The following is a 24,390-nucleotide window of genomic DNA, read 5'->3' as shown; positions in this document are numbered from 1 at the left end:
TGTGCGCGTCGGCCGAACGGACGACGTGCGAACGGTCGCTCACGTCCCGATCCGCGACGGACGCACGTCCCCCCGTGTCCTCGGCGAGGTCACGTGAAGGATCGTTCACGTAGGGTCGTCCGGACCCGGGCGGCCTGGCCGCCGACCGCGACCGAGAGGACCCCGATGCACGCAGTGCGACTGCACGAGTACGGCGGACTGGACACGCTCCGGCCGGAGGAGGCGCCGGACCCCGTCGTCCCTCCCGGATGGGTGCTCGTGGAGCTCCGGGCGGCCGCGCTGAACTGGCACGACTGCCTCGTCCGTCGCGGGCAGTACCCCGCGCCGCTCCCGCTCGTGCCCGGGGCCGACGGCGCGGGCGTCCGGCGCGACACGGGGGAGGACGTCGTGATCGTCCCCTCGCTCTGGTGGGGCGACCGCGACGCCGCCCCCGGACCCCGCTTCGAGATCCTGGGCGACCGGGTCGACGGCACGTACGCGGAGCTCGTCGCGGTGCCCGAGGAGAACGTCCTGCCGAAGCCCGCGCAGCTCTCGTGGGAGGAGGCCGCGGCCCTGCCGCTGGCCGGCGTCACGGCCCACCGCGCGCTGTTCGGCCGTGGCGGCCTGCGCCCCGGCGAGCGCGTGCTGATCCTCGGCGCGGGCGGCGGGGTCGCGACCTTCCTCGTCGCCTTCGCGCACCGCGCCGGTGCGCGGATCACGGTCACGTCCTCGTCGCAGGGCGGCATCGACGGCGCGGTCGCGCTCGGCGCGACGGCGGGGGTCTCCTACCGCGATGCGGGCTGGCCGCAGGCGGCGCGCGAGGCCAACGACGGCGAGGGCTTCGACCTCGTGATCGACCCCGTCGGGCAGTGGGCGGACGCGCTCAGCACCCTGCGCCCCGGCGGACGGGTGGTGAGCTTCGGCGCCAACGCCGCGGAGCAGGCCGAGATCGCGATCCGGCCGTTCTACTTCGGCCAGTTCGACATCCGGGGGACCACGATGGGCAGCCATCGCGACTTCGCGGCGATGCTCGGCCTGATCGACCGGATGCCGGACTGGCGGCCGGTCGTGGGGACGGTGCTCCCGCTCGACCGGGCGGCCGACGCCCATCGGCTGCTCGAGGACGGCGGCCATCGCGGCAAGGTCGTGCTGACGACCCGGTGACGCGGGGGCGGGGGCCGCGGCGGCGCGCCGCGGGCCCCGCCCCCGCGACCGGGAGCGAGATGCCCCTCCGCGACTCGCGCGTCGTTGTAGAGGTCTCCAGCGATACACCGTCTTCGGCGATCGAGGAGGTCGGCCGGGCGGTTCAGCGTGTGACACTGCGCACGATCCGACACCCGACGGATCGTGGAGCCCTCACCCGGCGGCCCGCGCCCGCAGCCGCGCACCTCACAGGAGACCCGATGAGCACCCCCACCGAGACCGGCAACGCGATCGTCCCCGACGACATCGCCCGGCAGATCGTCCTGCCGGAGGGCCACCGCGACGAGGACAAGCTCTACGCCGCGTACGACTGGCTGATCGCCAACGCCCCGCTCGCGCAGGCCCACGTCGAGGGCTACGACCCGCTGTGGCTCGTCGTCAAGCACGCCGACATCCAGGAGGTCGAGCGCCAGCCGCAGATCTTCACGAACGGCGGGGGCGAGAACAAGGGCTCGCACAACCCGATCGTCGTCAACCAGGCCGGCGAGGAGTTCACGAAGCAGCTCACGGGTGGCAGCTTCCGCGTCCTGGAGACCGTCACCTACCTCGACCCTCCGGAGCACACGTTCGTCAAGAACATCGCGCTGGACTGGTTCCGTCCCGCGAACATCAAGCAGTGGGAGGACCGAGTCCGTGAGCTCGCCCGGGAGTCGGTCGCCGACCTCAAGGTGAAGGCCGCGGCCGGCGAGCTGGACCTCATCGCCGACTGGGCGATCCACTATCCGCTCCACGTGATCATGTCCCTCTGCGGCGTGCCCGAGGAGGACGAGCCGCGGATGATGGCGCTGACGCAGGACTTCTTCGGCACGGCGGACCCCGACAAGAAGCGCGACGACGTCGACGTGTCGCCCGAGGCGGCGGCGAAGCAGTGGGTGGCGACGATCAACGACTTCTACGCCTACTTCGACACGATCGTCGAGGACCGCCGCGCCAACCCGACCGAGGACCTCGCCACGATCGTCTCGGTGGCGCGCGGCGACGACGGCGAGCTCCTGCCGAAGGAGATCGCCTACGGCTACCTCGTCGCCGTCGCGACCGCCGGGCACGACACCACGTCCGCCACGCTCACCACCGGCATCCAGCAGCTGCTCGAGCACCCCGATCAGCTGAAGGCGCTGCAGGACGACCCGTCCGGGATCCCGAACTTCGTCAACGAGGCGATCCGCTGGACCTCCCCGGTCAAGCAGTTCACCCGGCAGGCGCTCGAGGACTACGAGCTCCGCGGCCAGAAGATCAAGAAGGGCGACCGCCTCCTGACGCTCTACCAGGCCGCCAACCGCGACACGGAGGTGTTCGAGGACTACGACACCTTCGACTCCACGCGCAAGCCGAACAAGCACATCGCCTTCGGCTACGGCCCGCACATGTGCATCGGGCAGCACGTCGCGAAGCTCGAGCTGCGCGTGATGTTCGAGGAGCTCCTGCCGCACATCGTCAGCGGCGAGGTCACCGGCGAGCGCAAGGTCACGCAGACGAACTTCGTCGGCGGCGTGAAGAACCTGCCGGTCAGGCTCGAGCTGCGCTGAGCCGAGCGGGAGCGCCCGCGCGAAGACCGGTCCTGAGCGGGGTGTTCCTGCCCCGCTACCGGTCCGCGACCGGCCCCCGGATCGCGTCTGTACCCCCACCGGTAGAGGAAGATCGCCCGGTGCGAAGGCGGCGGGCTCCCGGGCGCTCGTGAGACTGCTCCCGCAGAGCGAGCGCGCTGCCGCGGGAGAGCCTCACCGCTCCCGAGCACGGCGGCGCATGCCCCATCCAGGAGATTTCCATGAGCACCGCCACCGAGACCGACAACGCGATCGTCCCCGACGACATCGCCAAGCAGATCGTCCTCCCCGAGGGGCACCGCGACGAGAAGAAGCTCTTCGAGGCCTACAAGTGGCTGCGGGACAACATGCCGCTCGGACAGGCGCACGTCGAGGGCTGGGACCCCATGTGGCTCCTGACGAAGCACGCGGACATCATGGAGGTCGAGCGCCAGCCGGCGATCTTCTCCAACGGCGGCGGCGAGGAGAAGGGCAGCCACAACCCGCTCTTCACCAACCAGGCCGGCGAGCAGTTCACCCTCAGCATCACCGGCGGGTCGCACCGCGTGATGGACGTGCTCCCGTACATGGATCCGCCGGAGCACTCGGTCGTCAAGAACGTCGCCCTGGACTGGTTCCGCCCCGCCAACATCAAGAAGTGGGAGGACCGGATCCGCGAGCTCGCCAAGGATTCCATCGAGGACCTCAAGGAGAAGGCGGCCGCCGGCGAGCTCGACCTCATGAAGGACTGGTCGATGTACTTCCCGCTCCACGTCGTGATGTCGCTCTGCGGCGTCCCGGAGGAGGACGAGCCGCGGATGATGGCGCTGACCCAGGACTTCTTCGGCACCGCCGACCCGGACTCCAAGCGCGAGGAGATCGAGCTCTCGCCCGAGGCCCAGGCCCAGCAGCTCATGGCGACGGTCCAGGACTTCTACGCCTACTTCGACCAGATCGTCGAGGACCGCCGCGCGAACCCGAAGGACGACCTCGCCACGATCGTCGCGACCGCGAAGTACGACGACGGCGAGTACATGCCCAAGACGTTCGCGTACGGCTACTTCATCGCCATCGCGACCGCCGGCCACGACACGACGTCGGCGACGCTCGCCACGGGCATCGAGCAGCTCATCAAGCACCCCGACCAGCTCAAGGCGCTGCAGGAGGACCCGAAGGGCATCGCGGACTTCGTCAACGAGGCCATCCGCTGGGCCGCGCCGGTCAAGCAGTTCACCCGCCGGGCCGAGCAGGACTACGAGCTGCGCGGCCAGAAGATCAAGAAGGGCGATCGCCTCCTGACGCTCTTCCAGTCGGGCAGCCGCGACGAGGAGGTCATCTCCGATCCCGACACGTTCGACTCGACGCGCCGCCCGAACAAGCACATCGCCTTCGGCTACGGCCCGCACATGTGCATCGGCCAGCACGTCGCCAAGCTCGAGCTTCGCGTGATGTACGAGGAGCTCATCCCGCTCATCGTCGGCGGCGAGTTCACGGGCGAGCGCAAGGTCGTGCAGACGAACTTCGTCGGCGGCGTGAAGAACCTGCCGATGAAGCTCGAGCTGCGATGAGCGCGCGCGCCGGGACCGACGCGACGCCGGCGGTGGCCCGGTGAGCGCCGCGGACGAGGCGCCCGTCGTCATCGTCGGCGCCGGGCACGGCGGGGGCACCCTCGTCGGGACCCTGCGCCAGCTCGGCTACGAGGGCCCGGTCGTGCTGATCGGGTCCGAGCCCGATGCGCCGTACCACCGTCCTCCGCTCTCGAAGAAGTTCCACGCCGACGAGCTGGAGGATCCGCTGCGGCCGCTCGAGTTCTACGAGGAGCAGGGCATCACGCTGCGCCTCTCGGAGGACGTCGTCGCGATCGACCCTGAGGCGCGCACCGTGCGCCTGGGCGACGACACCGAGCTCGCGTACTCGACCCTCGTGCTCGCCACCGGGGCCGAGCCGCGGCGCCTGCCGGTGCCGGGCGGGGACCTCGACGGCGTCGTCGTCCTGCGCACGCTGGCGGACGCCCGCGTCCTGAAGGACGCGGTGCACCCCGACAAGCGGCTCGTGATCGTCGGTGCCGGCTACGTCGGGCTCGAGGTCGCGGCGGTCGCGCGCTCCGTCGGCCAGCAGGTGACGGTCCTCGAGCGCGAGGACCGCGTGCTCGCTCGGGTCGCGAGCCCGGAGCTGTCGGAGATCCTGACCGGGCACCACGTCGCCCAGGGCACCGAGGTCCTGACGTCGGCCGACGTCACCGGGTTCGCGGGCGACGACGACGGCCACGTGCGCGCGGTCGTGCTCGGCGACGGCCGCGAGATCCCCTGCGACCTCGCGCTCGTCGGCGTCGGGGCGATCCCCCGAGACGAGCTGGCCAGCGCTGCCGGCCTGACGTGCGACGGCGGCATCGTCGTCGACGCCGCCACGCGCACGAGCGACCCGCACGTGCTGGCGATCGGCGACGTGACCCGGCGTCCGGTCGGGAACGTCGAGGAGCTCGTCCGCATGGAGAGCATCCCGAGCGCGATGGAGCAGGCCAAGCAGGCCGCGCACGTCATCGTCGGCAAGGACGTGCCGGCGGCCGACGTGCCGTGGTTCTGGTCGGACCAGTTCGACCTGAAGCTGAAGATGGCCGGGCTGCTCCGCCCGGGTCACGCGGCCGTCGTCCGTGGCGATCCGACCACGGGACGGTTCACGGTCTTCCACCTCGACGGGGACGTCATCGCGGCGGTCGAGTCCGCGAACGCCCCGAAGGAGTTCATGGCCGGCAAGAAGTACATTCGGACCCGACAGCGCGTCGACGTCACCCGTCTGGCCGACGAGGCCGTCGGACTCAAGGACGTCGTCGCCTGACGGGCGCCGCGACTCCCACCCCTCCCACTCACGAAGGAATCACCACGTTGCCAAGCGTCACCTACGTCCTCCCCGACGGCTCGGAGCAGACCATCGAGGTCAAGTCCGGGCTCAGCGTCATGGACGGCTCGGTCGCCAACAACCTGCCCGGCATCGAGGCGGAGTGCGGCGGCAGCTGCTCCTGCGCCACCTGCCACGTGTACGTCGAGGGCGAGTGGGCCGCGCACTACGGCAAGGCGTCGGAGGAGGAGTGGGAGCTCCTCGAGTTCCTGGACACCGTGCAGGAGAACTCGCGGCTCTCGTGCCAGCTCGTCGTGACCGACGCCGAGGACGGCCTGAAGGTCACGGTCCCCGAGGAGCAGGGCTAGGAGGAGGACTCCTCCCGGCGACCTGCGTCGCCGGTCGCCCCCGCGCGGAGCGGTCGACGTCCGTCCGGCCGCGCCCCGGCCGCGCCCCGGGGGCGCGGCCGCGGACCCGCCGGACCCGCGGCGCCCCACCGGACCGCCGGACCTCCGGCGGTCCAGCGTCCGGTCAGTCGGCGGCAGCCGCCGCGCCGTCCTGGCTGAACACGGCGAAGCACTTGTTCGAGTTGAAGACGTCCGTCTCGACGAACGTCGACCAGTCGGGCGTCATGCCGAGCTCCTCCATCGCCCCGACGAGGCAGAACCAGTTGAGCATCTCGTGCTGGCCCGCGTCGACGACCTCGGCGCCCGTCACCGCGCGCCAGGTGTCGAGGTCGCCGGCGACGAACGCCTCGTAGAGCCGGCGGTCGGCGGGCGTGTCCGGCCAGAGGTGCCAGGTCTTGTCGACGAGGAACGCGTGCGACCAGCTCGAGGACGCGACCAGTGCGACCCGCTTGTCGGTGCCGGCGAGCGCGCGGACGACGGAGGCCCCGAGGTCCATGCAGCGCTTCGGGGTCGGGCCGACCGGGTCCAGGCGCTCGTCGTGGATGTCCGCGAATCGTGCGAGCCCGCCCTTGCGGGCGATGGCGTGCTGGCCGTAGCAGTTGACCGTGATCGGGACGATCGGGTAGGGCAGCTCGGCGCCCGCGTTGTCGTAGTCGAGGAACAGCTGGGTGTTCAGGATCGCGTGCGGGAAGTGCGCACCGGCGCGCTTCTTGTACGAGTAGGCCATGTCGAAGCCGTCGTCGATCAGGCTGTTGGTCATCGACCGCGCGGTCTCGGGATCGCCGTGGAGCACGATCTCGAAGTCGTCCGGCAGGCCCCAGGCGTTGGGGCTGCCGCGCTCGTTCATGACCTCGAAGGCGGGGACGTCGAGATCTTCGTAGGCCAGCACGCAGAACGGCGGCACGACCTCCTCGCGGAAGTTCTCGTACTGGTCGTCGCCCCAGACGATGAGGACGTCCGGCTCGAAGTCGTCGAGCGCCTTGCGGCATCGCGCCATGTGCTCGCGCAGCTCGGCGCGGTGCGCGGCCGCGGCCTCCGTGCCGCGCTCCCACTCCGCCCGCATCGACGGCGACCAGGCGGCCGGGTCCTTCAGCTCCTCCGGGATGTCCGGATCGCCGAGCGTCCAGCGCAGCAGGCCGGCCATGTGCTCGTCGGTCCCCGCCAGGAGCGGGTAGTGCGTGACCCCGAGGCCCAGGAACTCGGCCATGTCAGGCCACCTTCCCGGCGACGAGGAACTCGAGATGCATCGCGTTGAACGCGTCGGGCTGCTCGAACTGCGGCCAGTGGGCGCAGTCCTCGAGCACCTCGAACCTCCCGTCCGGGAGCTCCTTCGCGGTCTCGCGGGCGAGCTCCGTGCTCTGCCCCGGGTTGTCGACCGTCCAGAGGACGAGCGTGGGGACCTCGAGCCGGGCCATCGTGCCCGGGGCGTAGTAGTCGGTGCCGTCGTTCGTCCCGCGGATCATCCCGATGACGCTGGACATGATCGTCGCGACGCTGGAGAGCATGCCGTCCTGCGTGTAGACGCGGTGGCGCACCTGGATCATCTCGTCCGTCATGCGGTCGGGGGAGGAGACGAGCCAGTTCATGCGGTGCCGGACGCCCTCGAGCGTCACGCCGTCCCTCGCCATCGCCATCGTGCGCTGCTCGAGGTCGTCGAGCTGCGCCTGTCCGGGGGCGTCGGGGCGGGCGAGGATGCCGGTGTTCAGCACCGCGCGTTCCACCCGCTCGGGGTGCGTGATGCCGACCCAGGCGGAGACCATCGCGCCGAGGGACTCGCCGGAGAGGATCGCCGTGTCGGCGCCCAGCGCGTCGAGCAGGTCGACGATGTGCCCTGCGAACGTGTCGAGGGTGTAGTCGACGTCGGGGCGGTCGGTGAAGCCGTGCCCGATCAGGTCGGGGGCGACGACGCGGAAGTGCTCCGACAGCGGGCCGAGGTTGCGGCAGTACGTCTCCGCGTGGCCGCCGGTGCCGTGGAGCAGGAGGAGCACCGGCCCCTCACCGCACTCCAGGACGCGGGTGCGGACGCCGCCGGCGTCGTAGAAGCGCTCCTGGACGCCGGCGCCCATGAGGTCGAGCCAGATCGAGGTCATCGTTTCTGTCCTTTCGAGATCGCTTGCAGGTAGTGCCACACGCGCGCCAGCTGGCGTGGTGCGGGACCGTCGTCCGAGGCGAAGGGCTCGGCCGCGGTCGCCGGATAGGGAAGGGGGGTGGACACGGTGTGCGCCGCGAGCAGGGCGGCGGCGGAGCGCTCGAGCAGCCAGGCGCGGGCCACGGCCTCCTCGATCGTCCGGCCGACGGTGACGGAGCCGAACCCGCGCAGCAGGAGCGCCGGGCGCGGCCCGAGCGCCGACGCCATGCGGTCGGCGTGCTCGGCCGCCGTGATCGTCGTGCTCGTGTCGAAGACGGGGACCTGGTGCCCGAGGAACAGGCCCATGCCCGTGGTCGCCGGCAGGGCGCGCCCGAGGGTGCCCCAGGCCAGGGTGCTCGGACCATGGAAGCGGACGACGCTCCCGACGTCGGGCCGCGCCCGGAGGATGCCGAGGTGGAGCGCGGTCTCGCCGGGCAGGAGCGTCGCGTCGCCGCCGCGGACGTCGCCGTCCGGACCGATCAGGACGAGGTCCTCGGGTCCGGTGACGAGCCCCGGTCCGGCGCTGCCGGAGATCAGGACGTCGTCGGCGCCGTCGACCCGGGCCGTCACGTGGCCGAACGCCGTGGTCAGTCCCTGGTGCTCGAGCACCCGGCAGGCCGCGACGAGGGTCGCGGTCGTGGGGGAGGGCGGGACGGCGCTCACAGGATCATGCTGAGCGCACCGTTGGGGCTCAGCCGCTCCTGGTCGATCTCCGCCCGGCGGCGACGGATGCGGAGGCCGTCCTCGGTGCGCACGAGCGTCATGAGGTACCGCGCGACGAAGTGGTCCTGGCGCCCGTGGCGGAAGCGGTGGACGAGGATCGACGCCGTGATGTCGAGCTCGTCGTCCTCCGCACGCAGCACGCGGACGTTCGTCACGAGTCGGCGGGTGCGGGACCACGGGTACTCGCGGTGGGCGTGCCGGCTCTTCAGCCGCTTCACGCGCCACTCCAGGCGGAGCCGGTCGTCGTCGATCAGCGTCAGGTCGCGCGCCGGGTCGCCGCCGGCGAGGTCCGTCGACGGCACCACGTAGGTGGCGTCGTCGGTGAAGAGGGCGATCCAGTCGTCGAGGCGCCACTCGTCGAGGATCGCTGCCTCCTCGATCAGGAACTCCTCGACCTCGAGGCGAAGCATCAGGCGGTCGTGGGTGGTCTGGGGCATGGTGGTGTCGGTCATGTCGCTCCTCCGGAGCCTCAGAGCATCGTGCTGCCGCCGTTGACGCTCACGACCTGGCCGGTCACGAACGACGCCTGCGGGGAACCGAGGAACGCGACGACGTTCGCGACCTCCTCGACGGTCGCGGGGCGACCCATGGGGATGACGTCGACGGCCTCGTCGAGCATGTGCAGGACGGGCGGCGTGAGCGTGTCGCGGTCCCGCTCCATCTGCACGACCTGGTCGGTCAGCACGATCGAGGGGGCGACGACGTTGAACCGCACGCCACGGGGCGCGAACTCGCGGGCCAGGCCGGTCGTCAGGCCGTGCACCCCGCCCTTCGCGGCGTTGTAGACCGCGTGCATCGACAGGCCGTTGCGCACCGAGTCGCCACCGATCGAGACGACCGAGCCCCGCGACTCCAGGAGCGCGGGCATCGCGGCCTGGATGCAGTGGATCGTCGTCAGCAGGTTGCGCGAGATCGTGGCCGCGATCGACGCGTCGTCGTGGTCCATGAAGGGCCGGAGGACGCCGCCGCCCGCGTTGTTGACCAGGAGGTCGATGCGGCCGTGCTCGGCCGTCGTGTCCGCGATCAGCGCGCGGGCGATGTCGGCGTCGCTCAGGTCGCCGCCGAAGGACAGGACGTCGTCGCCCTCGGCCTGCGCGGCTGCGCGGGCGACGTTCGCCTCGAGGTCCGCGAGGACGACGAGCCACCCGTCGGCGCGCAGCCGGCGGACGATGGCGCGACCGATCCCGGCGGCAGCGCCGGTCACGACCGCGACCGGGGGCGTTCCCGTCACGTGATCGCCCAGGTGCGCTCGGCGTCGGGGGTCACGAGCTCGTCCGGCAGCGGGGCGTCGCCCCAGTCGTCGATCTCGTAGCCCTCGATCTGGGCGACCCACTGGCGCCAGAACGCGCGCATCTGGAGCTCGTCGTCGACGAGGGCCTCGCGCTTCATCCCGCGCGAGACGTCGTTCCACTGCTCGCCGCCGGCCTCGAAGCCGATCTGGCACGACTCGAGGGCCTCGACGTCGTCGGGCGTGGCGAAGCCGCCCGGCCCGAGGAACTCGAGGAAGTTGTGCAGGCGCGTCTGCAGGGCCTCGCCCTCGCCCTCCTCGACGGGGGCGATCGCCCAGGCGTCGATCTCCATGTAATCCTTGCTGACCGGCCAGAACGTGCGGATCGTCGTCGACATGATGTCGTTGATCACGAGGTTCGGGTAGATCAGCATGTTGCGGTTCCACTCGCAGATGCGGTCGGCCTTCTCGGCGCCCTGCCGCTCGACGATCTCGGCCTTCGCGGCCTCGATCGCCGGCTTGGCCTCCTCGCCCATGATCGGCACCCAGCGGGCGACCGGCCGGCCCCAGGGGGCCCAGTACTCGACGCACGCGTGGCCGTTGCCGAGCGAGTGGCCGCGGCCGTGGAGCTTCTTGCCGCCCTTCCCACCGAGGCCGCCGGCCTCGGCGACGTACTCGAAGTACGTCTGGTGGGTCGGCATGCCGTGGTAGCCGTCGATGCTGTTCTCGGCCAGGAGCTTCCAGTTCGCCCGGATCGAGTACTGGTGCGAGCCGTCCGCGACGCGCAGCTGCCCCGACGGGGACTGGTCGACGATGAGGTCCAGGTACTCCCGCGCCCCGGCCAGGTAGTCGTACAGCGGCTGGATGTCCTCCTGGAAGCTCACGAAGTGGAACCCGCGGTAGCTCTCGAACCGGGCCACCGGCTTGAGCGAGCGCTCGGCCGCATCGAAGGTGCCGCCGTCGTAGCCGTCCTTGCCCGGGATGCCCTTCAGCTGGCCCCGGGAGTTGAACGTCCACGCGTGGTAGAAGCACTGGAACGCCTTCGCGACGCCCTTGTCCTGGCGGCAGACGATCGCGCCGCGGTGCGGGCACGTGTTGTGGAAGGCGCGGATCTCGCCGTCGTCGCTGCGGACGAAGATGATCGAGCGTCCCGCGATCTTGCGCCGGCGGTACTCGCCCTTCTCGGCGAGCTCGGACTCGTGGCCGATGAACAGCCAGGAGCGCTCGAAGACGCGCTGCATCTCCGCGGCGTGGATCTCGTCCGAGAGGAAGGCGGAGCGGTGGACGCGGAACGTGCCGTCGTCCTTCTGGTCCTCGACGAGGACCTCGGGGCGGGCGGAGCTCATGCGCCGGCGGCGGTCGAGCGGACGGACGTGCCGTCCCGGTGTGCGATGGGCATGACCCAGCTGTATCCGGCCGGCGCCCGCACCGTCAACCCGGATCCCGGATATCAGGACGACGTGGCGCGTTCGAGTTCCTCTGCGGAGGCGGGGACCGTCAGGCGCTCGGAGATCGTGCGCGCCGCACGACGAACGGTGCTGGTCAGTGCCGTCTCGGCCCGGGCGAAGCGCTCCGTGGGCACCGAGATCGAGAGGGCGGCGACGGCCCGGCCGTCGTCGTCGAAGATCGGTGCGGCGACGCACGACAGGCCGGGCTGGACCTCCTCGCGGTCGTAGGCGACCCCGTCGGCCCGCACGCGGTGGAGCTCCGCGTAGAGCCGGTCCCGCGTGGTGATCGTGTTGGCGGTCATCGGCTCCAGCCCCTGGTCGTCGAGGATCACGTCGACGATGCCGGCGTCCTGGTGCGCGAGCAGCACCTTGCCGACACCCGTGCAGTGCGCGGGCAGGGAGGAACCGACGGAGGACACGGGGATCTGGGCCCCGCGCGAGCCGACGAAGCGGTCGACGTAGACGACCCGCCCGCCGTCCAGGGTGCCGACGTGCACGACCTCGCCGCTGCGCCGGGCGATCGTCTCCGCGACGCGCTGGGCGACCGGCCGGAAGGGCGTCGACTCGGTGATCAGGCGGACGAGCTCGAGCGCCCGCCAGCCGATCCGGTAGCGCCCGCCCGGCACGCGGCGGAGCAGGCCGATCTCCGCCATCGAGGTCATCAGGGCGTGGGCCTTCGACGTCCCGACGCCCAGGACGTCCGCCATCTCGGCGACCCCGCGCTCCGGATGGTCCTCGTCGTAGGCGTCGAGGACGCGCCCGACGTTCATCACCGTCAACAGCATGGTCGGCGAGGCTAGCCGGTCGATCCTCGCGCCTGGGCTTTTCGTTCTGGATATCGGGATACGGGTTGCGTCGAGGCGTGCCGTGTGGTCCGGTCCCGGGAATGTCGACCACTGACCACCGTCCTCGGTCCTCCGCCGAGCTCGACGCCCTCGCGCGCGAACTCCTGGAGGCCTTCGAGTCGGGGACCGCCGTCGAGCCCCTCACCGAGCGCCCGGGAGGGCTCGACGTCGACGACGCCTACCGCGTGCAGCAGCGCCTCGTCGCCGGGCACGCCGCGGCGGGACGGACGGTGGCCGGACGCAAGATCGGCCTGACGAGCCTCGCGATGCAGCGCCAGCTGGGTGTCGACGAACCCGACTTCGGCGTGGTGCTCGACTCGCACCTGTTCGCCGACGGGGCGACGTTCGACCCGGCCGCACAGCGGATGGTCGCCCCGCGCCTGGAGCCCGAGCTGGCCTTCGTCCTCGGAGAGGAACTGCGCGGACCGGGACTCACCGTCGAGCAGGTGCTGGCCGCGACGGCGGAGATCGTCCCCGTCTTCGAGGTGATCGACTCGCGCGTCGTCGACTGGCGGATCACGCTGCCGGACACGATCGCCGACAACGCGTCGTGCTTCGGCGCGGTGCTCGGCGCCGCGGTCCCGCTCGACGCGGTCGGCGACCTCCGCGAGATCGAGGTCGTGATGACGCACGACGGCGACGAGGTCGGGCGGGCCACCGGCGAGGCGGTCCTCGGTCACCCCGCCAAGGCGGTGGCGTGGCTCGCCGAGGCCGTCGGCCGCTTCGGCGAGGCGCTGCCGGTCGGGCAGCCGATCCTCGCCGGGTCGTTCACCGCGGCGGTCCCGGCCGCGCCCGGCGCCTACGAGGCGCGGTTCTCCGGCGCGGTGGGCACGGTCACGGCCACGGTCGGGACGACGCGATGACCACCGGAGCGACGAGGGTCGCGATCATCGGCACCGGCAACATCGGCACCGACCTGCTGATGAAGCTCCGCGGCAGCGAGACCATGGAGGTCGCGTGCTTCGCCGGCATCGATCCCGCGTCGGAGGGCATCGCCCGTGCGAAGGACCTCGGCGTGCCGGTCTCCTCCGACGGGCTCGACGGCGTGCTGGAGGCCGACGTGAAGGTCGTCTTCGACGCGACCTCCGCCGGCGCGCACCGCTCCCACGCCCCGCGCCTCGAGCAGGCCGGCATCTTCGCGGTCGACCTGACGCCCGCGCACATCGGCCCGCTGGTGGTCCCGGCGGTGAACCTCGACGAGCACCTCTCCGGGACGAACGTCAACCTCATCACCTGCGGCGGACAGGCGACGATCCCGATCGTCCACGCGCTGGACCGCGTGGCGCCGCTGAAGTACGCGGAGATGGTGTCGACCATCGCCAGCCTCTCGGCCGGGCCCGGCACGCGGCAGAACATCGACGAGTTCACCCGGACGACGTCGGGCGCGCTGCAGCAGGTCGGTGGCGCCGCGGCGGGCAAGGCGATCATGGTCCTGAACCCCGCCGACCCGCCGATCCTGATGGGCAACACCCTCTTCGCGGTCCCGGAGGATCCGGCGATCGACGAGGAGGCCCTCCGTGCCTCCGTGGACCGGATGGTCGAGCAGGTCTCCCGCTACGTGCCCGGGTACCGGCTCAAGGTCGAGCCGGTGATCGACCGCCAGTGGACGCCGTGGGGCGAGCGGACGGTCGTGATCGTCCTCCTCCAGGTCGAGGGCGCGGGCGACTTCCTCCCGCCGTACGCCGGCAACCTCGACATCATGACCGCCGCCGCGTGCCAGGTCGGCGAACGATGGGTCCAGGTCCAGCGCGAAGGGCTGGTGGCCGCATGAGCTCCCGCATCCGCATCACCGACACGACGCTGCGCGACGGGTCCCACCCGATGCGCCACGCTTACACGGTGCAGCAGGTCGAGGACGTCGTGCGCGCGCTCGACGGCACCGGCGTCTCGCTGATCGAGGTCACCCACGGCGACGGGCTCGGCGGGTCCTCGCTGCAGTACGGCATGTCGCACGTGCCGGAGCTCGAGCTGATCGAGCGGGCCGTCGCGGTCTCGGAGTCGACCGACATCGGCGTCCTCCTGCTCCCCGGCGTCGGTACCCGCCGCGACCTGAAGGCGGCCGCCGACCTGGGGGTGAAGGCGGTCCGCATCGCCACGCACTGCACCGAGGCGGACATCTCCCAACAGCACTTCGCCGCGGCGCAGGAGCTCGGTCTGGAGCCGATCGGCTTCCTGATGATGTCCCACATGATCGAGCCGGCGCAGCTCGCCGAGCAGGCCGCGCTGATGGCCGGCTACGGCGCGACGTGCGTCTACATCGTGGACTCGGCCGGCGCGCTCGTGCCGGCAGGCGTCCGGGACCGGGTGGCCGCCCTCGCCGAGGTCGTCCCCGAGGTCGCGTTCCACGGGCACAACAACCTCGGGCTCGCCGTCGGCAACACGATCGCAGCGGTCGAGGCCGGCGCGACCCGGATCGACGGCTGCCTCCGCGGACTCGGTGCGGGCGCGGGCAACGCGGCGACGGAGCTCTTGGCCGCGGTCCTGCACCAGTCGGGCATCGACACCGGCTTCGACGTCTTCGGGCTCTCCGACGCCGCCGAGCAGGTCGTCCAGCCGTTCATGCCGTTCCAGCCGTTCCCCGACCGCGAGTCGCTCGCGCTCGGCTTCGCCGGCGTCTACTCGACGTTCCTGCTCCACGCCAAGCGCCACAGCGAGCGGCTGGGGATCGACCCGCGCGACGTGCTCGTCGAGCTGGGTCGCCGCAAGGCCGTCGCGGGCCAGGAGGACTGGATCGTCGACGTCGCCGGCGAGATCGCGGCGGCGCAGGCCGCCGACCTCGCGACCGGGGCGAGCGCGTCGTGAGCGCGCCCGGCCGCGACGTCCCGCCGCGCCTCACCGACTACGAGGAGGCGCGCCGGACCTTCCGGATCGACGTGCCCGCGCGCTACAACGCCGTGATCGACATCGTCGAGGGCTGGGCGCACGACGCGCCGGACGACCTCGCCGTCCTGTCGATCGGTCCCGACGGGGAGACCACCGCCGAGCAGACCGCCGCGGACCTCGCGCGGGACGCCCGGCGGTTCGGCCGCGCCCTGCTCGACCAGGGGGTCGGCAAGGGCGACCGCGTCTTCGTGATGCTGCCGCGGATCGCCGAGTGGTACACGGCCGTCCTCGGGGCGATCCGCATCGGCGCCGTGCCGATGCCGGGGCCGAACCTGCTGACGACGAAGGACATCGCCTACCGGCTCGAGCAGTCCGGGGCCGTCGCCGCCGTGACCGACGTCGCCGGCGCCGCGAAGATCGACGCCATCGCTCACGTGCCGGCGGCGCTGCGGACCCGGATCGCCTGCGGCGGCGTGGACACCGCGGACGGGACCTGGCTGGATCTGGCCTCGGTCGTCGACGCCGCGCCCGAGGACGGCGGGGACCTCCCCGACGACCCGACGGCGCGCGAGGACCCGATGCTCGTGTACTTCACGAGCGGCACGGTGTCGCACCCCAAGATGGTCACCCACGTCCAGGAGTACGGCCTGGCGCACGTCCCGACGGCCCGCTTCTGGCACGACCTGCGTCCGGGCGACCGGCACTGGGCGGTCACCGACCCGGGCTGGGCGAAGGCCGCCTTCGGCACGCTCTTCGGGCAGCTCCACGAGCGCGCCACCATCGTGCAGGTGCAGCTCGGCAAGCCGACCGCGGACGTGATCCTCGGGATCCTCGCCGACCGCGGCATCACCTCCTTCTGCGCGCCCCCGACGCTCTACCGGACCCTCGTCCAGGCGGACCTGAAGGCCTTCGACCTCTCGGCGCTGCGGCACTGCACGAGCGCGGGGGAGCCCCTGAACCCCGAGGTCATCAAGGTCTGGGCCAAGGGCACGGGCGGCCTCACGGTGCACGACGGCTACGGGCAGACCGAGACCTCCGTGACGATCGCGAACTACCGCTCCGTGCCCGTGCGCTCCGGGTCGATGGGCCTGCCGATGCCCGGCTGGGACGTCCAGGTGCTCGACGCCGAGCTGCAGCGCGCCCCGGACGGCCAGGTCGGCGACATCGCGATCCGCACCGACGGCGAGCACCGGCCCGTCGGGCTCTTCCGCGGCTACGACGGCAACGCCGAGGCGACGGCCGAGCGATTCCACGACGGCTGGTACTTCACGGGCGACAAGGCCGCCCGCGACCCCGACGGGTACCTCTGGTTCGAGGGCCGCGACGACGACGTGATCACCTCGTCGGCGTACCGCATCGGTCCGTTCGAGGTCGAGTCCGCCCTCGTCGAGCACCCCGCGGTGACGGAGGCCGCGGTCGTCGGCAAGCCCGACCCCGACCGCACCGAGATCGTCACCGCGTTCGTGATCCTGTCGGCGGGCCACGAGGCCTCCGACGCGCTCGCGAAGGAGCTCCAGGACCACGTCAAGCAGCTGACCGCGCCGTACAAGTACCCGCGGGAGATCCACTTCGTGGAGGAGCTGCCGAAGACGATCAGCGGCAAGATCCGCCGCACCGAGCTGCGCGACCGGCTGCGCGACGCGGGCTGACCCAGCCGGCCGCGCGCGGACGCGGCGGGGCCGTGGCGACGCCGCGCGGTCCCGGCCGGCGGCGCGCGGTCGGGATCGCCCCGGTCGCGCGCCGCGTCTGGCTCAGCGGGGGTCGGCGAGGCCCATGGAGCGACCGACGATCTCGAGCATGACCTCGTTGGGGCCGCCGTAGATGCGGTTGATGCGGGCGTCGGCGTAGAAGCGGGCGATCGGGTACTCGAGCATGTAGCCGTAGCCGCCGTGGAGCTGCAGGCAGCGGTCGACGATGCGGCCCTGCGCCTCGGTGGCCCACCACTTCGCGATCGCGGCGTCCTCGGCGGAGAGGTCGTGGTCGTTGTGGGCGAGGGTGGCGGTGTCGATGTGCGCCTGCGTGACCTGGAGCTCGCCGAAGCACGACGCGAGCTCGAAGCGCGAGTTCTGGAAGGTGCCGACGGGCCGACCGAACGCCGTCCGCTGCTTGACGTACTCCAGGGTGCCGTCGAGCGCGCCCTTGGCGGCCGCGGCGGCGGCGATCGCGATCGTCAGCCGCTCCTGCGGGAGCCGCTGCATCATGTACTTGAAGCCGAGGCCCTCCTCGCCGATCAGGTTCTCGACGGGGACCCGCATGTCCTGGAAGAACAGTTCGGCGGTGTCCTGGGAGTGGAGGCCGAGCTTGTCGAGGTTGCGCCCGCGCGAGAACCCGGGGGTGTCGGCCTCGATCGCCAGGATCGAGATGTCGCGGTGGGTGCCGGTGTCGCCCGTCCGCACGGCGCAGACGACGAGGTCGGCGTTGATGCCGTTGGTGATGAACGTCTTGGCGCCGTTGACGACGTAGTGGTCGCCGTCCCTGACCGCGCGGGTGGAGAGGTGCGCGAGATCGGAGCCGGTGCCGGGCTCGGACATGCCGATCGCGGTGATGAGGTCGCCGGAGACGACACCGGGGAGCCAGCGGTCCTTCTGGTCCTGGGTGGTCAGCTCGGTGAGGTACGGCAGGACGACGTCGTTCTGGATCTGGACGGCCATCGCGAAGCCGGCGAGCCCGCGGGAGAAGCCCTCCTCGGCGAGCACCTGGTTGAAGCGGAAGTCCTCGGTGTCCGCGCCGCCGTGCTCCTCGCCGACTTGGAGGCCGAGGAACCCGGCGTCGCCCGCCCGCTTCAGGACCGCGCGGTCGATGACGCCGGTCTCCTCCTCCCAGGTGTCGTAGACGGGGGCGACCTCGCGCGTCAGGAACGCGGCGTAGGACTCCCGCAGGTCCTGGTGGTCGGCATCGTGGATCGTGCGCTTCATGGGGTCCTCGGGGTGCGTCGTGCGGGGGTCAGACGGTGAGGCCGAGGCGTGCGCGGACGCCCGCGATGCGCTCGACCTGGGTCAGCTGGTCGGGACCGGCGACGGCGAAGGAGAAGCCCTCGATACCGGCCCGGCGGTACTCCTCGAGGCGTTCGGCGACCTGGTCCTCCGAGCCCACGATCGTCCACTTGCGGACCTTCTCGTAGGGCATGCCGTACTGCTTCTTGACGAGCTCCGCGGCCTCCTGGTGGCCGCGCTCCTCGTCGTCGTTCACGTTGATGAACGCGACGAGGGCGGCGCCGGGGGCGGGGCGGTCCAGCTCCGCGGCGTACTCCGCGAGCTGCGCGAGGCCGGTGGCGACCTGGTCGGGGTCCAGCCACATCGGCAGCCAGGCGTCGCCGGCGCGGGCGGTGCGTCGGAGCGCGGGCTCGGCGCGGCCGCCGATCAGGACCGGGGGCACCGGGGCGCTCGGGACCATCGCCGGGGTGTCGATCCCGTGGAGACCCTCGTGCGTCACGGGCTCGCCGGAGAACAGCGCGGGCAGCAGGTCGAGCGCCTCGTCCAACCGACGGGCGCGCTGCTTGCGGTTCACGCCCGCGGCGGTCCACTCGGGCTCGTACTCGCCGCCCATCCCGACACCCAGGAGGGTGCGGCCGGGGGCCAGGGTCTCGAGGGTCTGGAGCTGCTTGGCGGTCCAGATCAGCGGGCGCAGCGCGGGATTGAGGATCGCGGTGCCGAGCTTCACGCGCGACGTGGCGCCGGCGATCATCGCCAGCGTCGTGAGCGCTTCGACGATCGGGCGGTGGAAGACGAGGTGGTCGGGCACCCAGACGTGGTCCAGGCCGTGGTCCTCCGCCGCGCGGGCGACGTCCAGCACGGGGTGGCCGATGCCGTACGCGTCGACGCTCGGGACGGCGACGCCGATGCCCGCCCAGGGGCGCGGGGCGCGGGTCATCGGCCCGTCCCGGCACGGTGGTCGGTGCCGTGCTCGACGGGTCCGACGATGTCGTGGAGCGGGCTCGGATTGGGCACGGCGCCACGCTACCACGAGGGATGAACGATCGTTCACATCGACCTCCTCGACGGGTGGATTGACCCCCAACGGGAGGGGAAGCCCCGTCCCGGGGGCGACGGCGGCGGGGCGGTCGCTGGAGAGACTCCCAGCGGAAGGTCGCGCGCCCGCGACGACCCGTCGGGTGTGCGGATACGTTCGCCCCGACCCGCGAGACCGACGTCGCCGACACCTGCACGCCGGACCTCCCGGGTCGCCCGTCATCGACCCAACGAGGAGCACCATGGACATCACTGCAGCAGTCGTACGCGAGGGCGGGAAGCCGTTCACCATCGAGAAGCTCGAGCTCCAGGCGCCGCGGGCCGGGGAGCTGATCGTCGAGATCAAGGGCGTCGGGCTCTGCCACACCGACCTCACCGCGCGCGATCAGATCCTCCCCGCTCCTCTGCCGGCCGTCTTCGGGCACGAGGGCTCGGGCATCGTCCAGGCGATCGGCGAGGGCGTCACCAAGGTCAAGGTCGGCGACAAGGTCGCCGTCGGCTTCGCGACCTGCGGCACCTGCCCGACGTGCAAGGACGACGACCCCTCCTACTGCCACAACTTCGCCCCGCTGAACTACGGCGGCGTGCAGGGCGACGGCGCCGTCACGCTGAACAAGGACGGCGAGGCCGTCCACGGCAGCTTCTTCGGGCAGTCCTCGTTCGCGTCGTACGCGCTCACCTCCGAGCGCAACGTCGTCCCGGTCGGCGACGACGTCCCGATCGAGCTCGTCGGCCCGCTCGGCTGCGGCCTGATGACCGGCGCCGGTGCCGTCGTCAACTCGCTGAAGGTCACGAAGGGCTCCACCCTCCTGATCCTCGGTGGCGGTCCCGTCGGTCTCGCCGCCGCGATGGGCGGAGCGATCCAGGAGGCCGGGACCATCATCGTGTCCGAGCCCGTGGCCGCGCGCCGCGAGCTCGCGCTCGAGCTCGGTGCCACCCATGCGATCGACCCGACCTCGGGCGACATCGGCGAGCTCGTGCGCGCGATCGTGCCCTCCGGCGCGAACTTCGTCGTCGACACCACCGGGATCCCGGACGTCATCGCGGGCTCCACGGCAGCCGTGGACTTCCACGCGACCTACGGCATCCTCGCCGTGCCGCCGGCGCTCGACATCCTGACCCCGATCCCGTACCTGCCGCTGCTCGCGCTGGGGCTGACGGTCCGGGGCATCCAGGAGGGCGACTCCGACCCCGACGTCTTCATCCCGAAGATGCTCGAGTGGCACAAGGCGGGCAAGTTCCCGTTCGACAAGCTGATCGAGACGTTCCCGCTGTCGCAGATCAACGAGGCCGTCGACGCCCAGCACCGCGGCGAGGTCGTGAAGGTCGTCCTCGTCCCCGACGCGGCGTAACGCCCCGCCGGTCCGCGGGGCCCGCGGCCCGCGGACCGGCACCGGCACCCGCCCGGCCGGTGTCCGTCCGCACAACGTGCGGGCGCACCGGTCGTCCGGGCCCACGTCCCGCCGATAGCGTCGTCCGCGGGGCGTCCCGCACGGCGCCCCGCCTCGACCGCTCCAGATCGGACTCCCCATGCCGCAGAACCCGCCCGGCTCCTCCACCCCGCCGTTCGTGCGCACCGGCGAAGGAACGCCGCTGGTCCTCCTGCACGGGCTCACCGGCACCTGGCGCGTGTGGACGCCCGTCCTCCCCGCGGTCTCCGCGAAGCACGACGTGCTCGCGCCGACGCTGCTCGGGCACGGCGGCGGCACGCCCCACCCCGCGGACGCCGAGATCAGCGTGGCGGCGCTCGCCGACGACGTCGAGCGCGCGATGGACGCGGCCGGCTTCGGGACGGCCCACGTCGTCGGCAACTCGCTCGGGGGCTGGGTGACGCTGGAGCTCGCCCGTCGCGGGCGTGCCACGTCGGCCGTCGCGTTCTCCCCTGCCGGCGGCTGGCTCGACGACCGCCGCCTGGCCCGGGTGTCGCGGCTGATGCGCCAGGCGAGCCGGTTCGGCTCCGTGACCAACCCGGGCGTGCTGCGGGTGCTGCGACGCCCGCGGGCCCGGAAGCTCGCGTTCCGGTCGGTGATGGCGCACGGGGAGCGCGTCCCGGCCGCCGCCGCGCTCGAGATGACCGAGGACCTCGGGGCCTGCACCATCCTCGAGCCGTTCCTCGCCGCGACGCTCCGGGACGGCCCGTTCGCCGAGGACATGTCGCAGGTGACCTGCCCCGTGCGGGTGGCCTGGGCCGAGCTGGACCGGACGATCCCGTTCCCGGGTTACGGGGTGCCGCTCATGGAGCACCTGCCGAACGCCGAGCTCGTGCACCTGCCCGGGGTCGGGCACGTGCCGATGTTCGACGACCCGGCCCTCGTGGCCCGGACGATCCTCGAGGTCACCGGGCGCGTCGACGCCGAGCAGGGCACGGAGGTCGGGGCATGAGCCGCGACGCACCGGCGGACTGGGGCGTCGCGGACGAGCTGACCCCGTTCGAGGCGATGATGTGGCGCGCGGACGCGAACCCCGCGCTCCGCTCCGCCGGCGTCGTCGTGGAGATCCTCGACCACGCGCCGGAGTGGGAGCGGCTCCGCGCCGGTCACCAGTGGGCGGTGCGGCGCGTCCGGCGGATGCGGCAGCGGATCCTCGACGATCCGACGCTCGTCGGCCAGCCGGCGTGGGTGGACACCGAGGTCGACCTCGACGTCCACGTCCGGCGGGTGCGCCTGCCGGAGGGCTCCACCCTCGACGACGCGCTGCGCGTCGCGGGCGACCTCCACGAGGAGGGCTTCGACCGCACCCGTCCGCAGTGGCTGAGCGTGCTGGTCGAGGGGCTCCCGGACGGTCGGGCGATGTACCTCCTGAAGCTCCACCACGCCATGGCGGACGGCACCGCGATCGTGCAGCTGCTCGACCTCCTGCACAGCTCCACGCGCGACCCGACGGTCACGGCCGGACTGGTGGGCCCGCTCGACGCCGCACCGCGGAGCTCGGGTGCGGCGCTCGCCGTCCGGCACGCGACCCGGCAGGCGACGCGGACCCCCGGGCTCGCGTTGCGCGGCGGCCGTGCGGCGCTCGGCCTCGCGGTCCGGCCGCGCAAGGGGTTCACGAGCGCCCGGCGCTACGCGCAGTCGCTCGGCCGCGTCCTCGGCGCCCCGGCGGGCACGCCCTCGCCGGCGATGCGCGAGCGCAGCCTCGGTCGCGCGCTGTTCCCGATCGACGTGCCCGTGAAGGACCTGAGCGCCGCGGGCAAGCGGCTCGGGGGGTCGCTGAACGACGCCTACCTCGCCGGTCTCGGCGGTGGGCTGCGGCGCTACCACGCGGCGATCGGGGTCGAGGTCGACGAGGTGCCGCTCGGCATGCCGATCAGCCTCAGGACCGCAGAGGACGAGAGCGGCGGCAACCGGTTCGCCGGCGCGCGCATCGCGCTCCCGGTCGCGGAGCCCGACCCCGCCGAGCGCGTGCGCCGGATCCGGGAGCAGGTCCTCGCCGCACGGGGCGAGCCGGCCCTCGACTTCACGGGCGCCACCGCGCCGATGATGAGCCGCGCACCCACGGCGCTCCTGACGCGCGCGACGGCGAGCTTCACGAACGGCCTCGACGTCCAGGCGTCGAACTTCCGCGGGCTCGACCGCGAGGCCTTCATGGCCGGCGCCGAGGTCCTCGCCGTGTACCCGATGGGCCCGGTGCCCGGCTCCGCGTTCATGGCGACGCTGATCTCCCACCGCGGGACGTGCTGCATCGGCGTCGCCGTCGACACGGCCGCGGTGACCGACGTCGAGCTGCTGCGGCGCAGCTTGCGTGAGGGCTTCGACGAGGTCCTCGGCACGACCGGGGCGACGGCATGAGCCTCGAGGAGCGCCTCGCCGCGATCGAGGCGGCACCGGAGGGCCCGCAGACCGCCGCGATCTTCGACTTCGACGGCACCGTCATCGACGGGTACTCGGCGGCGGCGCTGATGAAGGACCGCTTCCGTCGCCGCGACATCGGCCTGATGGAGATGGCGAACCTGACGCTCGTCGGGCTCAAGGGCGCCGCCGGGCGCAGCAGCTTCGAGGAGCTGATGCGGGTCGGGGTCCGGGCGCTGAAGGGTCGCCGCAAGGAGGACCTGGACGCCGCCGGACGCAAGCTCGCCCGCAGCGTCACCGGTGGGTGGATGTACGAGGACGCCTTCCTCCTCATCGAGGCCCACCAGCGCCGTGGTCACACCGTCGTCATCGCCAGCTCGGCGCTGCCGTTCCAGATCGAGCCGGTCGTGCGGGAGCTCGACGTCGAGCACGTGCTGTGCACGACGCCGTCGGTCGTCGACGGGGTCCTCGACGGCGGCATCGTCGACGACGCGATCCTCTGGGGTGCGGGCAAGGCCGACGCCGTCGAGGCGTTCGCCGACGCGCACGACGTGGCGCTGATCGACAGCTTCGGCTACGCCAACGGCGCGGAGGACATCGAGTTCCTCTCGGTCGTCGGGCACGCCGTGGCGATCAATCCGCACGACGACCTGCGCGCCCACGCCGAGCGCCAGGGCTGGCCCACCGAGACCCTGGTCGCGCGGACGCCCCTGGGCGTGGTCGACAAGGTCCGGTCGCTCGCGGCGTACGGCAGCATGGCGACGTCGTTCGGACTCGGTCTGGGCCTCGGGGTGCTCAACCGCGACCGCAAGGTCGCCGTCGACGTGACCCTCGACGTCGGCAGCCGGCTGGCGCTCGCGTTCGCCGGGGTCCGGCTGAACGTGGAGGGGGAGGAGCACGCGTGGTCGCATCGCCCCGCGGTCTTCATCTTCAACCACCAGAGCTGGATCGACGGCCTCGTGGTGATGCGGCTGCTGCGCCAGGACATGACCGGTGTGGCGAAGGCGCAGGTCGCCTCGCAGCCGGGGATCGGGCAGTTCGCGCGGCTGGCCGGCATCGCCTTCGTCGAGCGCGACGGGTCCGGTGACCCGCGGAAGGTCCTCGATCCCGTCGTCGCGCGGCTGCAGGAGGGCGTCTCGATCGTGCTCTCGCCCGAGGGCACCCGCTCGATGACGCCCCGGCTCGGGCCGTTCAAGAAGGGCGCCTTCCACATGGCGCAGCAGGCCGGGGTCCCGATCGTCCCGATCGTCCTGCGCAACGCCGGGGCGCTCCAGTGGCGGGGCGACGGCTACATCCGCAGCGGCACCCTCGACGTCCGGGTGCTCGAGCCGCAGCCGACGACCGACTGGGCCACCGAGGACATCCCGGCGCAGGTCGAGCGCATCCGCGGACTGTTCCAGACGACGCTCGACGAGTGGGGCCCGTCGGCCCCGCCGGCGCTGGAGGCCGCCCCGTAGGCGACCGCCACGGATGGACCTTCGCCTCCCATCGGGGG

General features: G+C 72.2%; 22 protein-coding genes. 13 read left to right on the top strand and 9 right to left on the bottom strand.

The features are described 5' to 3' along the window. The first annotated feature begins 165 nt into the window (after positions 1-165). The 5 genes from PATMI_RS0123720 (at position 166) to PATMI_RS0123700 (ending at position 5,908) form a co-directional block, all read left to right on the top strand. A complete protein-coding gene (locus tag PATMI_RS0123720) occupies positions 166-1,143 on the top strand; it encodes a quinone oxidoreductase family protein (RefSeq protein ID WP_026912697.1) in 978 nt (325 codons plus the stop codon). A 239-nt stretch (positions 1,144-1,382) separates the two neighbouring features. Then, complete coding sequence (locus PATMI_RS0123715) at positions 1,383-2,708, top strand: cytochrome P450 (RefSeq protein ID WP_026912696.1); 1,326 nt, start codon at positions 1,383-1,385, stop codon at positions 2,706-2,708. Positions 2,709-2,947: 239 nt separating this feature from the next. Further along, positions 2,948-4,273, top strand: a complete 1,326-nt coding sequence (locus tag PATMI_RS0123710; RefSeq protein WP_026912695.1) for a cytochrome P450 — start codon at positions 2,948-2,950, stop codon at positions 4,271-4,273. Positions 4,274-4,313: 40 nt separating this feature from the next. Continuing rightward, entirely contained in the window at positions 4,314-5,540 is a 1,227-nt protein-coding gene (locus PATMI_RS0123705) for an NAD(P)/FAD-dependent oxidoreductase (protein WP_026912694.1), read from the top strand. Positions 5,541-5,587: 47 nt separating this feature from the next. After that, positions 5,588-5,908, top strand: a complete 321-nt coding sequence (locus PATMI_RS0123700) for a 2Fe-2S iron-sulfur cluster-binding protein (protein WP_026912693.1) — start codon at positions 5,588-5,590, stop codon at positions 5,906-5,908. A gap of 163 nt (positions 5,909-6,071) precedes the next feature. Here PATMI_RS0123700 and PATMI_RS0123695 read toward each other — a convergent pair whose 3' ends face one another. The 7 genes from PATMI_RS0123695 to PATMI_RS32895 form a co-directional block, all read right to left on the bottom strand. Then, the gene (locus tag PATMI_RS0123695) at positions 6,072-7,154 is read right to left on the bottom strand and encodes a DODA-type extradiol aromatic ring-opening family dioxygenase (protein WP_026912692.1); all 1,083 of its coding nucleotides are present in this window, start codon (positions 7,152-7,154) and stop codon (positions 6,072-6,074) included. Between the two features lies 1 nt (position 7,155). Further along, on the bottom strand, positions 7,156-8,037 hold the full coding sequence (locus PATMI_RS0123690) for an alpha/beta fold hydrolase (RefSeq protein ID WP_026912691.1): 882 nt from the start codon (positions 8,035-8,037) through the stop codon (positions 7,156-7,158). Continuing rightward, a complete protein-coding gene (locus tag PATMI_RS0123685) occupies positions 8,034-8,738 on the bottom strand; it encodes a class II aldolase/adducin family protein (RefSeq protein WP_026912690.1) in 705 nt (234 codons plus the stop codon). Before PATMI_RS0123685 ends, PATMI_RS0123690 begins: the two co-directional genes overlap by 4 nt. Then, complete coding sequence (locus tag PATMI_RS0123680; protein ID WP_211241785.1) at positions 8,735-9,250, bottom strand: aromatic-ring-hydroxylating dioxygenase subunit beta; 516 nt, start codon at positions 9,248-9,250, stop codon at positions 8,735-8,737. Before PATMI_RS0123680 ends, PATMI_RS0123685 begins: the two co-directional genes overlap by 4 nt. 17 nt (positions 9,251-9,267) lie before the next feature. Then, on the bottom strand, positions 9,268-10,002 hold the full coding sequence (locus tag PATMI_RS0123675; protein WP_211241784.1) for an SDR family NAD(P)-dependent oxidoreductase: 735 nt from the start codon (positions 10,000-10,002) through the stop codon (positions 9,268-9,270). Between the two features lie 23 nt (positions 10,003-10,025). After that, on the bottom strand, positions 10,026-11,372 hold the full coding sequence (locus tag PATMI_RS32900; protein WP_051472221.1) for an aromatic ring-hydroxylating oxygenase subunit alpha: 1,347 nt from the start codon (positions 11,370-11,372) through the stop codon (positions 10,026-10,028). Positions 11,373-11,476: 104 nt separating this feature from the next. Then, positions 11,477-12,259 carry an IclR family transcriptional regulator gene (locus tag PATMI_RS32895; protein WP_051472220.1) on the bottom strand — a complete coding sequence of 261 codons (783 nt, stop codon included), beginning with the start codon at positions 12,257-12,259 and terminating at the stop codon, positions 11,477-11,479. Between the two features lie 101 nt (positions 12,260-12,360). On the opposite strand from PATMI_RS32895, the gene PATMI_RS0123660 reads away from it, so the two are divergent. The 4 genes from PATMI_RS0123660 to PATMI_RS0123645 are packed head-to-tail and all read left to right on the top strand — an operon-like array spanning position 12,361 to position 16,791. Next, positions 12,361-13,182 (top strand): 2-keto-4-pentenoate hydratase, encoded by an 822-nt coding sequence (locus tag PATMI_RS0123660; RefSeq protein WP_036726334.1) that lies wholly within the window; start codon positions 12,361-12,363, stop codon positions 13,180-13,182. After that, entirely contained in the window at positions 13,179-14,090 is a 912-nt protein-coding gene (locus PATMI_RS0123655; protein ID WP_026912686.1) for an acetaldehyde dehydrogenase (acetylating), read from the top strand. Before PATMI_RS0123660 ends, PATMI_RS0123655 begins: the two co-directional genes overlap by 4 nt. Continuing rightward, on the top strand, positions 14,087-15,121 hold the full coding sequence (dmpG, locus tag PATMI_RS0123650) for a 4-hydroxy-2-oxovalerate aldolase (protein ID WP_026912685.1): 1,035 nt from the start codon (positions 14,087-14,089) through the stop codon (positions 15,119-15,121). Before PATMI_RS0123655 ends, dmpG begins: the two co-directional genes overlap by 4 nt. Next, positions 15,118-16,791 (top strand): acetate--CoA ligase, encoded by a 1,674-nt coding sequence (locus PATMI_RS0123645; RefSeq protein WP_026912684.1) that lies wholly within the window; start codon positions 15,118-15,120, stop codon positions 16,789-16,791. Before dmpG ends, PATMI_RS0123645 begins: the two co-directional genes overlap by 4 nt. A gap of 102 nt (positions 16,792-16,893) precedes the next feature. Here PATMI_RS0123645 and PATMI_RS0123640 read toward each other — a convergent pair whose 3' ends face one another. Next, positions 16,894-18,057, bottom strand: a complete 1,164-nt coding sequence (locus PATMI_RS0123640) for an acyl-CoA dehydrogenase family protein (protein ID WP_026912683.1) — start codon at positions 18,055-18,057, stop codon at positions 16,894-16,896. A 28-nt stretch (positions 18,058-18,085) separates the two neighbouring features. Continuing rightward, positions 18,086-19,012: an LLM class flavin-dependent oxidoreductase gene (locus tag PATMI_RS32890; protein ID WP_051472219.1), complete on the bottom strand. Its 927-nt coding sequence runs from the start codon at positions 19,010-19,012 to the stop codon at positions 18,086-18,088. Positions 19,013-19,352: 340 nt separating this feature from the next. On the opposite strand from PATMI_RS32890, the gene PATMI_RS0123625 reads away from it, so the two are divergent. The 4 genes from PATMI_RS0123625 to PATMI_RS0123610 all read left to right on the top strand — a co-directional run bounded on the left by PATMI_RS0123625 (position 19,353) and on the right by PATMI_RS0123610 (position 24,352). After that, positions 19,353-20,462, top strand: a complete 1,110-nt coding sequence (locus tag PATMI_RS0123625) for an NAD(P)-dependent alcohol dehydrogenase (protein WP_026912682.1) — start codon at positions 19,353-19,355, stop codon at positions 20,460-20,462. Positions 20,463-20,640: 178 nt separating this feature from the next. Beyond that, on the top strand, positions 20,641-21,492 hold the full coding sequence (locus PATMI_RS32885; protein ID WP_051472218.1) for an alpha/beta fold hydrolase: 852 nt from the start codon (positions 20,641-20,643) through the stop codon (positions 21,490-21,492). Beyond that, positions 21,489-22,895, top strand: a complete 1,407-nt coding sequence (locus tag PATMI_RS0123615; RefSeq protein ID WP_026912681.1) for a wax ester/triacylglycerol synthase domain-containing protein — start codon at positions 21,489-21,491, stop codon at positions 22,893-22,895. The genes PATMI_RS32885 and PATMI_RS0123615 overlap by 4 nt, the downstream gene beginning before the upstream one ends. After that, positions 22,892-24,352 carry an HAD-IB family hydrolase gene (locus tag PATMI_RS0123610; RefSeq protein WP_026912680.1) on the top strand — a complete coding sequence of 487 codons (1,461 nt, stop codon included), beginning with the start codon at positions 22,892-22,894 and terminating at the stop codon, positions 24,350-24,352. The genes PATMI_RS0123615 and PATMI_RS0123610 overlap by 4 nt, the downstream gene beginning before the upstream one ends. The last annotated feature ends 38 nt before the right edge of the window (positions 24,353-24,390 follow it).

The organism is Patulibacter minatonensis DSM 18081, assembly GCF_000519325.1.
Lineage (GTDB): Bacteria > Actinomycetota > Thermoleophilia > Solirubrobacterales > Solirubrobacteraceae > Patulibacter > Patulibacter minatonensis.
Note: the sequence above shows the minus strand (reverse complement) of the source record. Positions and strands in the feature narration are given on the sequence as shown.

Excerpts from the sequence above, each read along its gene's own strand:
- PATMI_RS0123720 (WP_026912697.1), top strand. The coding sequence starts at position 166 with ATGCACGCAGTGCGACTGCACGAGTACGGCGGACTGGACACGCTCCGG.
- PATMI_RS0123715 (WP_026912696.1), top strand. The coding sequence starts at position 1,383 with ATGAGCACCCCCACCGAGACCGGCAACGCGATCGTCCCCGACGACATC.
- PATMI_RS0123710 (WP_026912695.1), top strand. The coding sequence starts at position 2,948 with ATGAGCACCGCCACCGAGACCGACAACGCGATCGTCCCCGACGACATC.
- PATMI_RS0123695 (WP_026912692.1), bottom strand. The coding sequence starts at position 7,154 with ATGGCCGAGTTCCTGGGCCTCGGGGTCACGCACTACCCGCTCCTGGCG.
- PATMI_RS0123690 (WP_026912691.1), bottom strand. The coding sequence starts at position 8,037 with ATGACCTCGATCTGGCTCGACCTCATGGGCGCCGGCGTCCAGGAGCGC.
- PATMI_RS0123680 (WP_211241785.1), bottom strand. The coding sequence starts at position 9,250 with ATGACCGACACCACCATGCCCCAGACCACCCACGACCGCCTGATGCTT.
- PATMI_RS32900 (WP_051472221.1), bottom strand. The coding sequence starts at position 11,372 with ATGAGCTCCGCCCGCCCCGAGGTCCTCGTCGAGGACCAGAAGGACGAC.
- PATMI_RS32895 (WP_051472220.1), bottom strand. The coding sequence starts at position 12,259 with ATGCTGTTGACGGTGATGAACGTCGGGCGCGTCCTCGACGCCTACGAC.
- PATMI_RS0123660 (WP_036726334.1), top strand. The coding sequence starts at position 12,361 with ATGTCGACCACTGACCACCGTCCTCGGTCCTCCGCCGAGCTCGACGCC.
- PATMI_RS0123655 (WP_026912686.1), top strand. The coding sequence starts at position 13,179 with ATGACCACCGGAGCGACGAGGGTCGCGATCATCGGCACCGGCAACATC.
- dmpG (WP_026912685.1), top strand. The coding sequence starts at position 14,087 with ATGAGCTCCCGCATCCGCATCACCGACACGACGCTGCGCGACGGGTCC.
- PATMI_RS0123640 (WP_026912683.1), bottom strand. The coding sequence starts at position 18,057 with ATGAAGCGCACGATCCACGATGCCGACCACCAGGACCTGCGGGAGTCC.
- PATMI_RS32890 (WP_051472219.1), bottom strand. The coding sequence starts at position 19,012 with ATGACCCGCGCCCCGCGCCCCTGGGCGGGCATCGGCGTCGCCGTCCCG.
- PATMI_RS0123625 (WP_026912682.1), top strand. The coding sequence starts at position 19,353 with ATGGACATCACTGCAGCAGTCGTACGCGAGGGCGGGAAGCCGTTCACC.
- PATMI_RS32885 (WP_051472218.1), top strand. The coding sequence starts at position 20,641 with ATGCCGCAGAACCCGCCCGGCTCCTCCACCCCGCCGTTCGTGCGCACC.
- PATMI_RS0123615 (WP_026912681.1), top strand. The coding sequence starts at position 21,489 with ATGAGCCGCGACGCACCGGCGGACTGGGGCGTCGCGGACGAGCTGACC.
- PATMI_RS0123610 (WP_026912680.1), top strand. The coding sequence starts at position 22,892 with ATGAGCCTCGAGGAGCGCCTCGCCGCGATCGAGGCGGCACCGGAGGGC.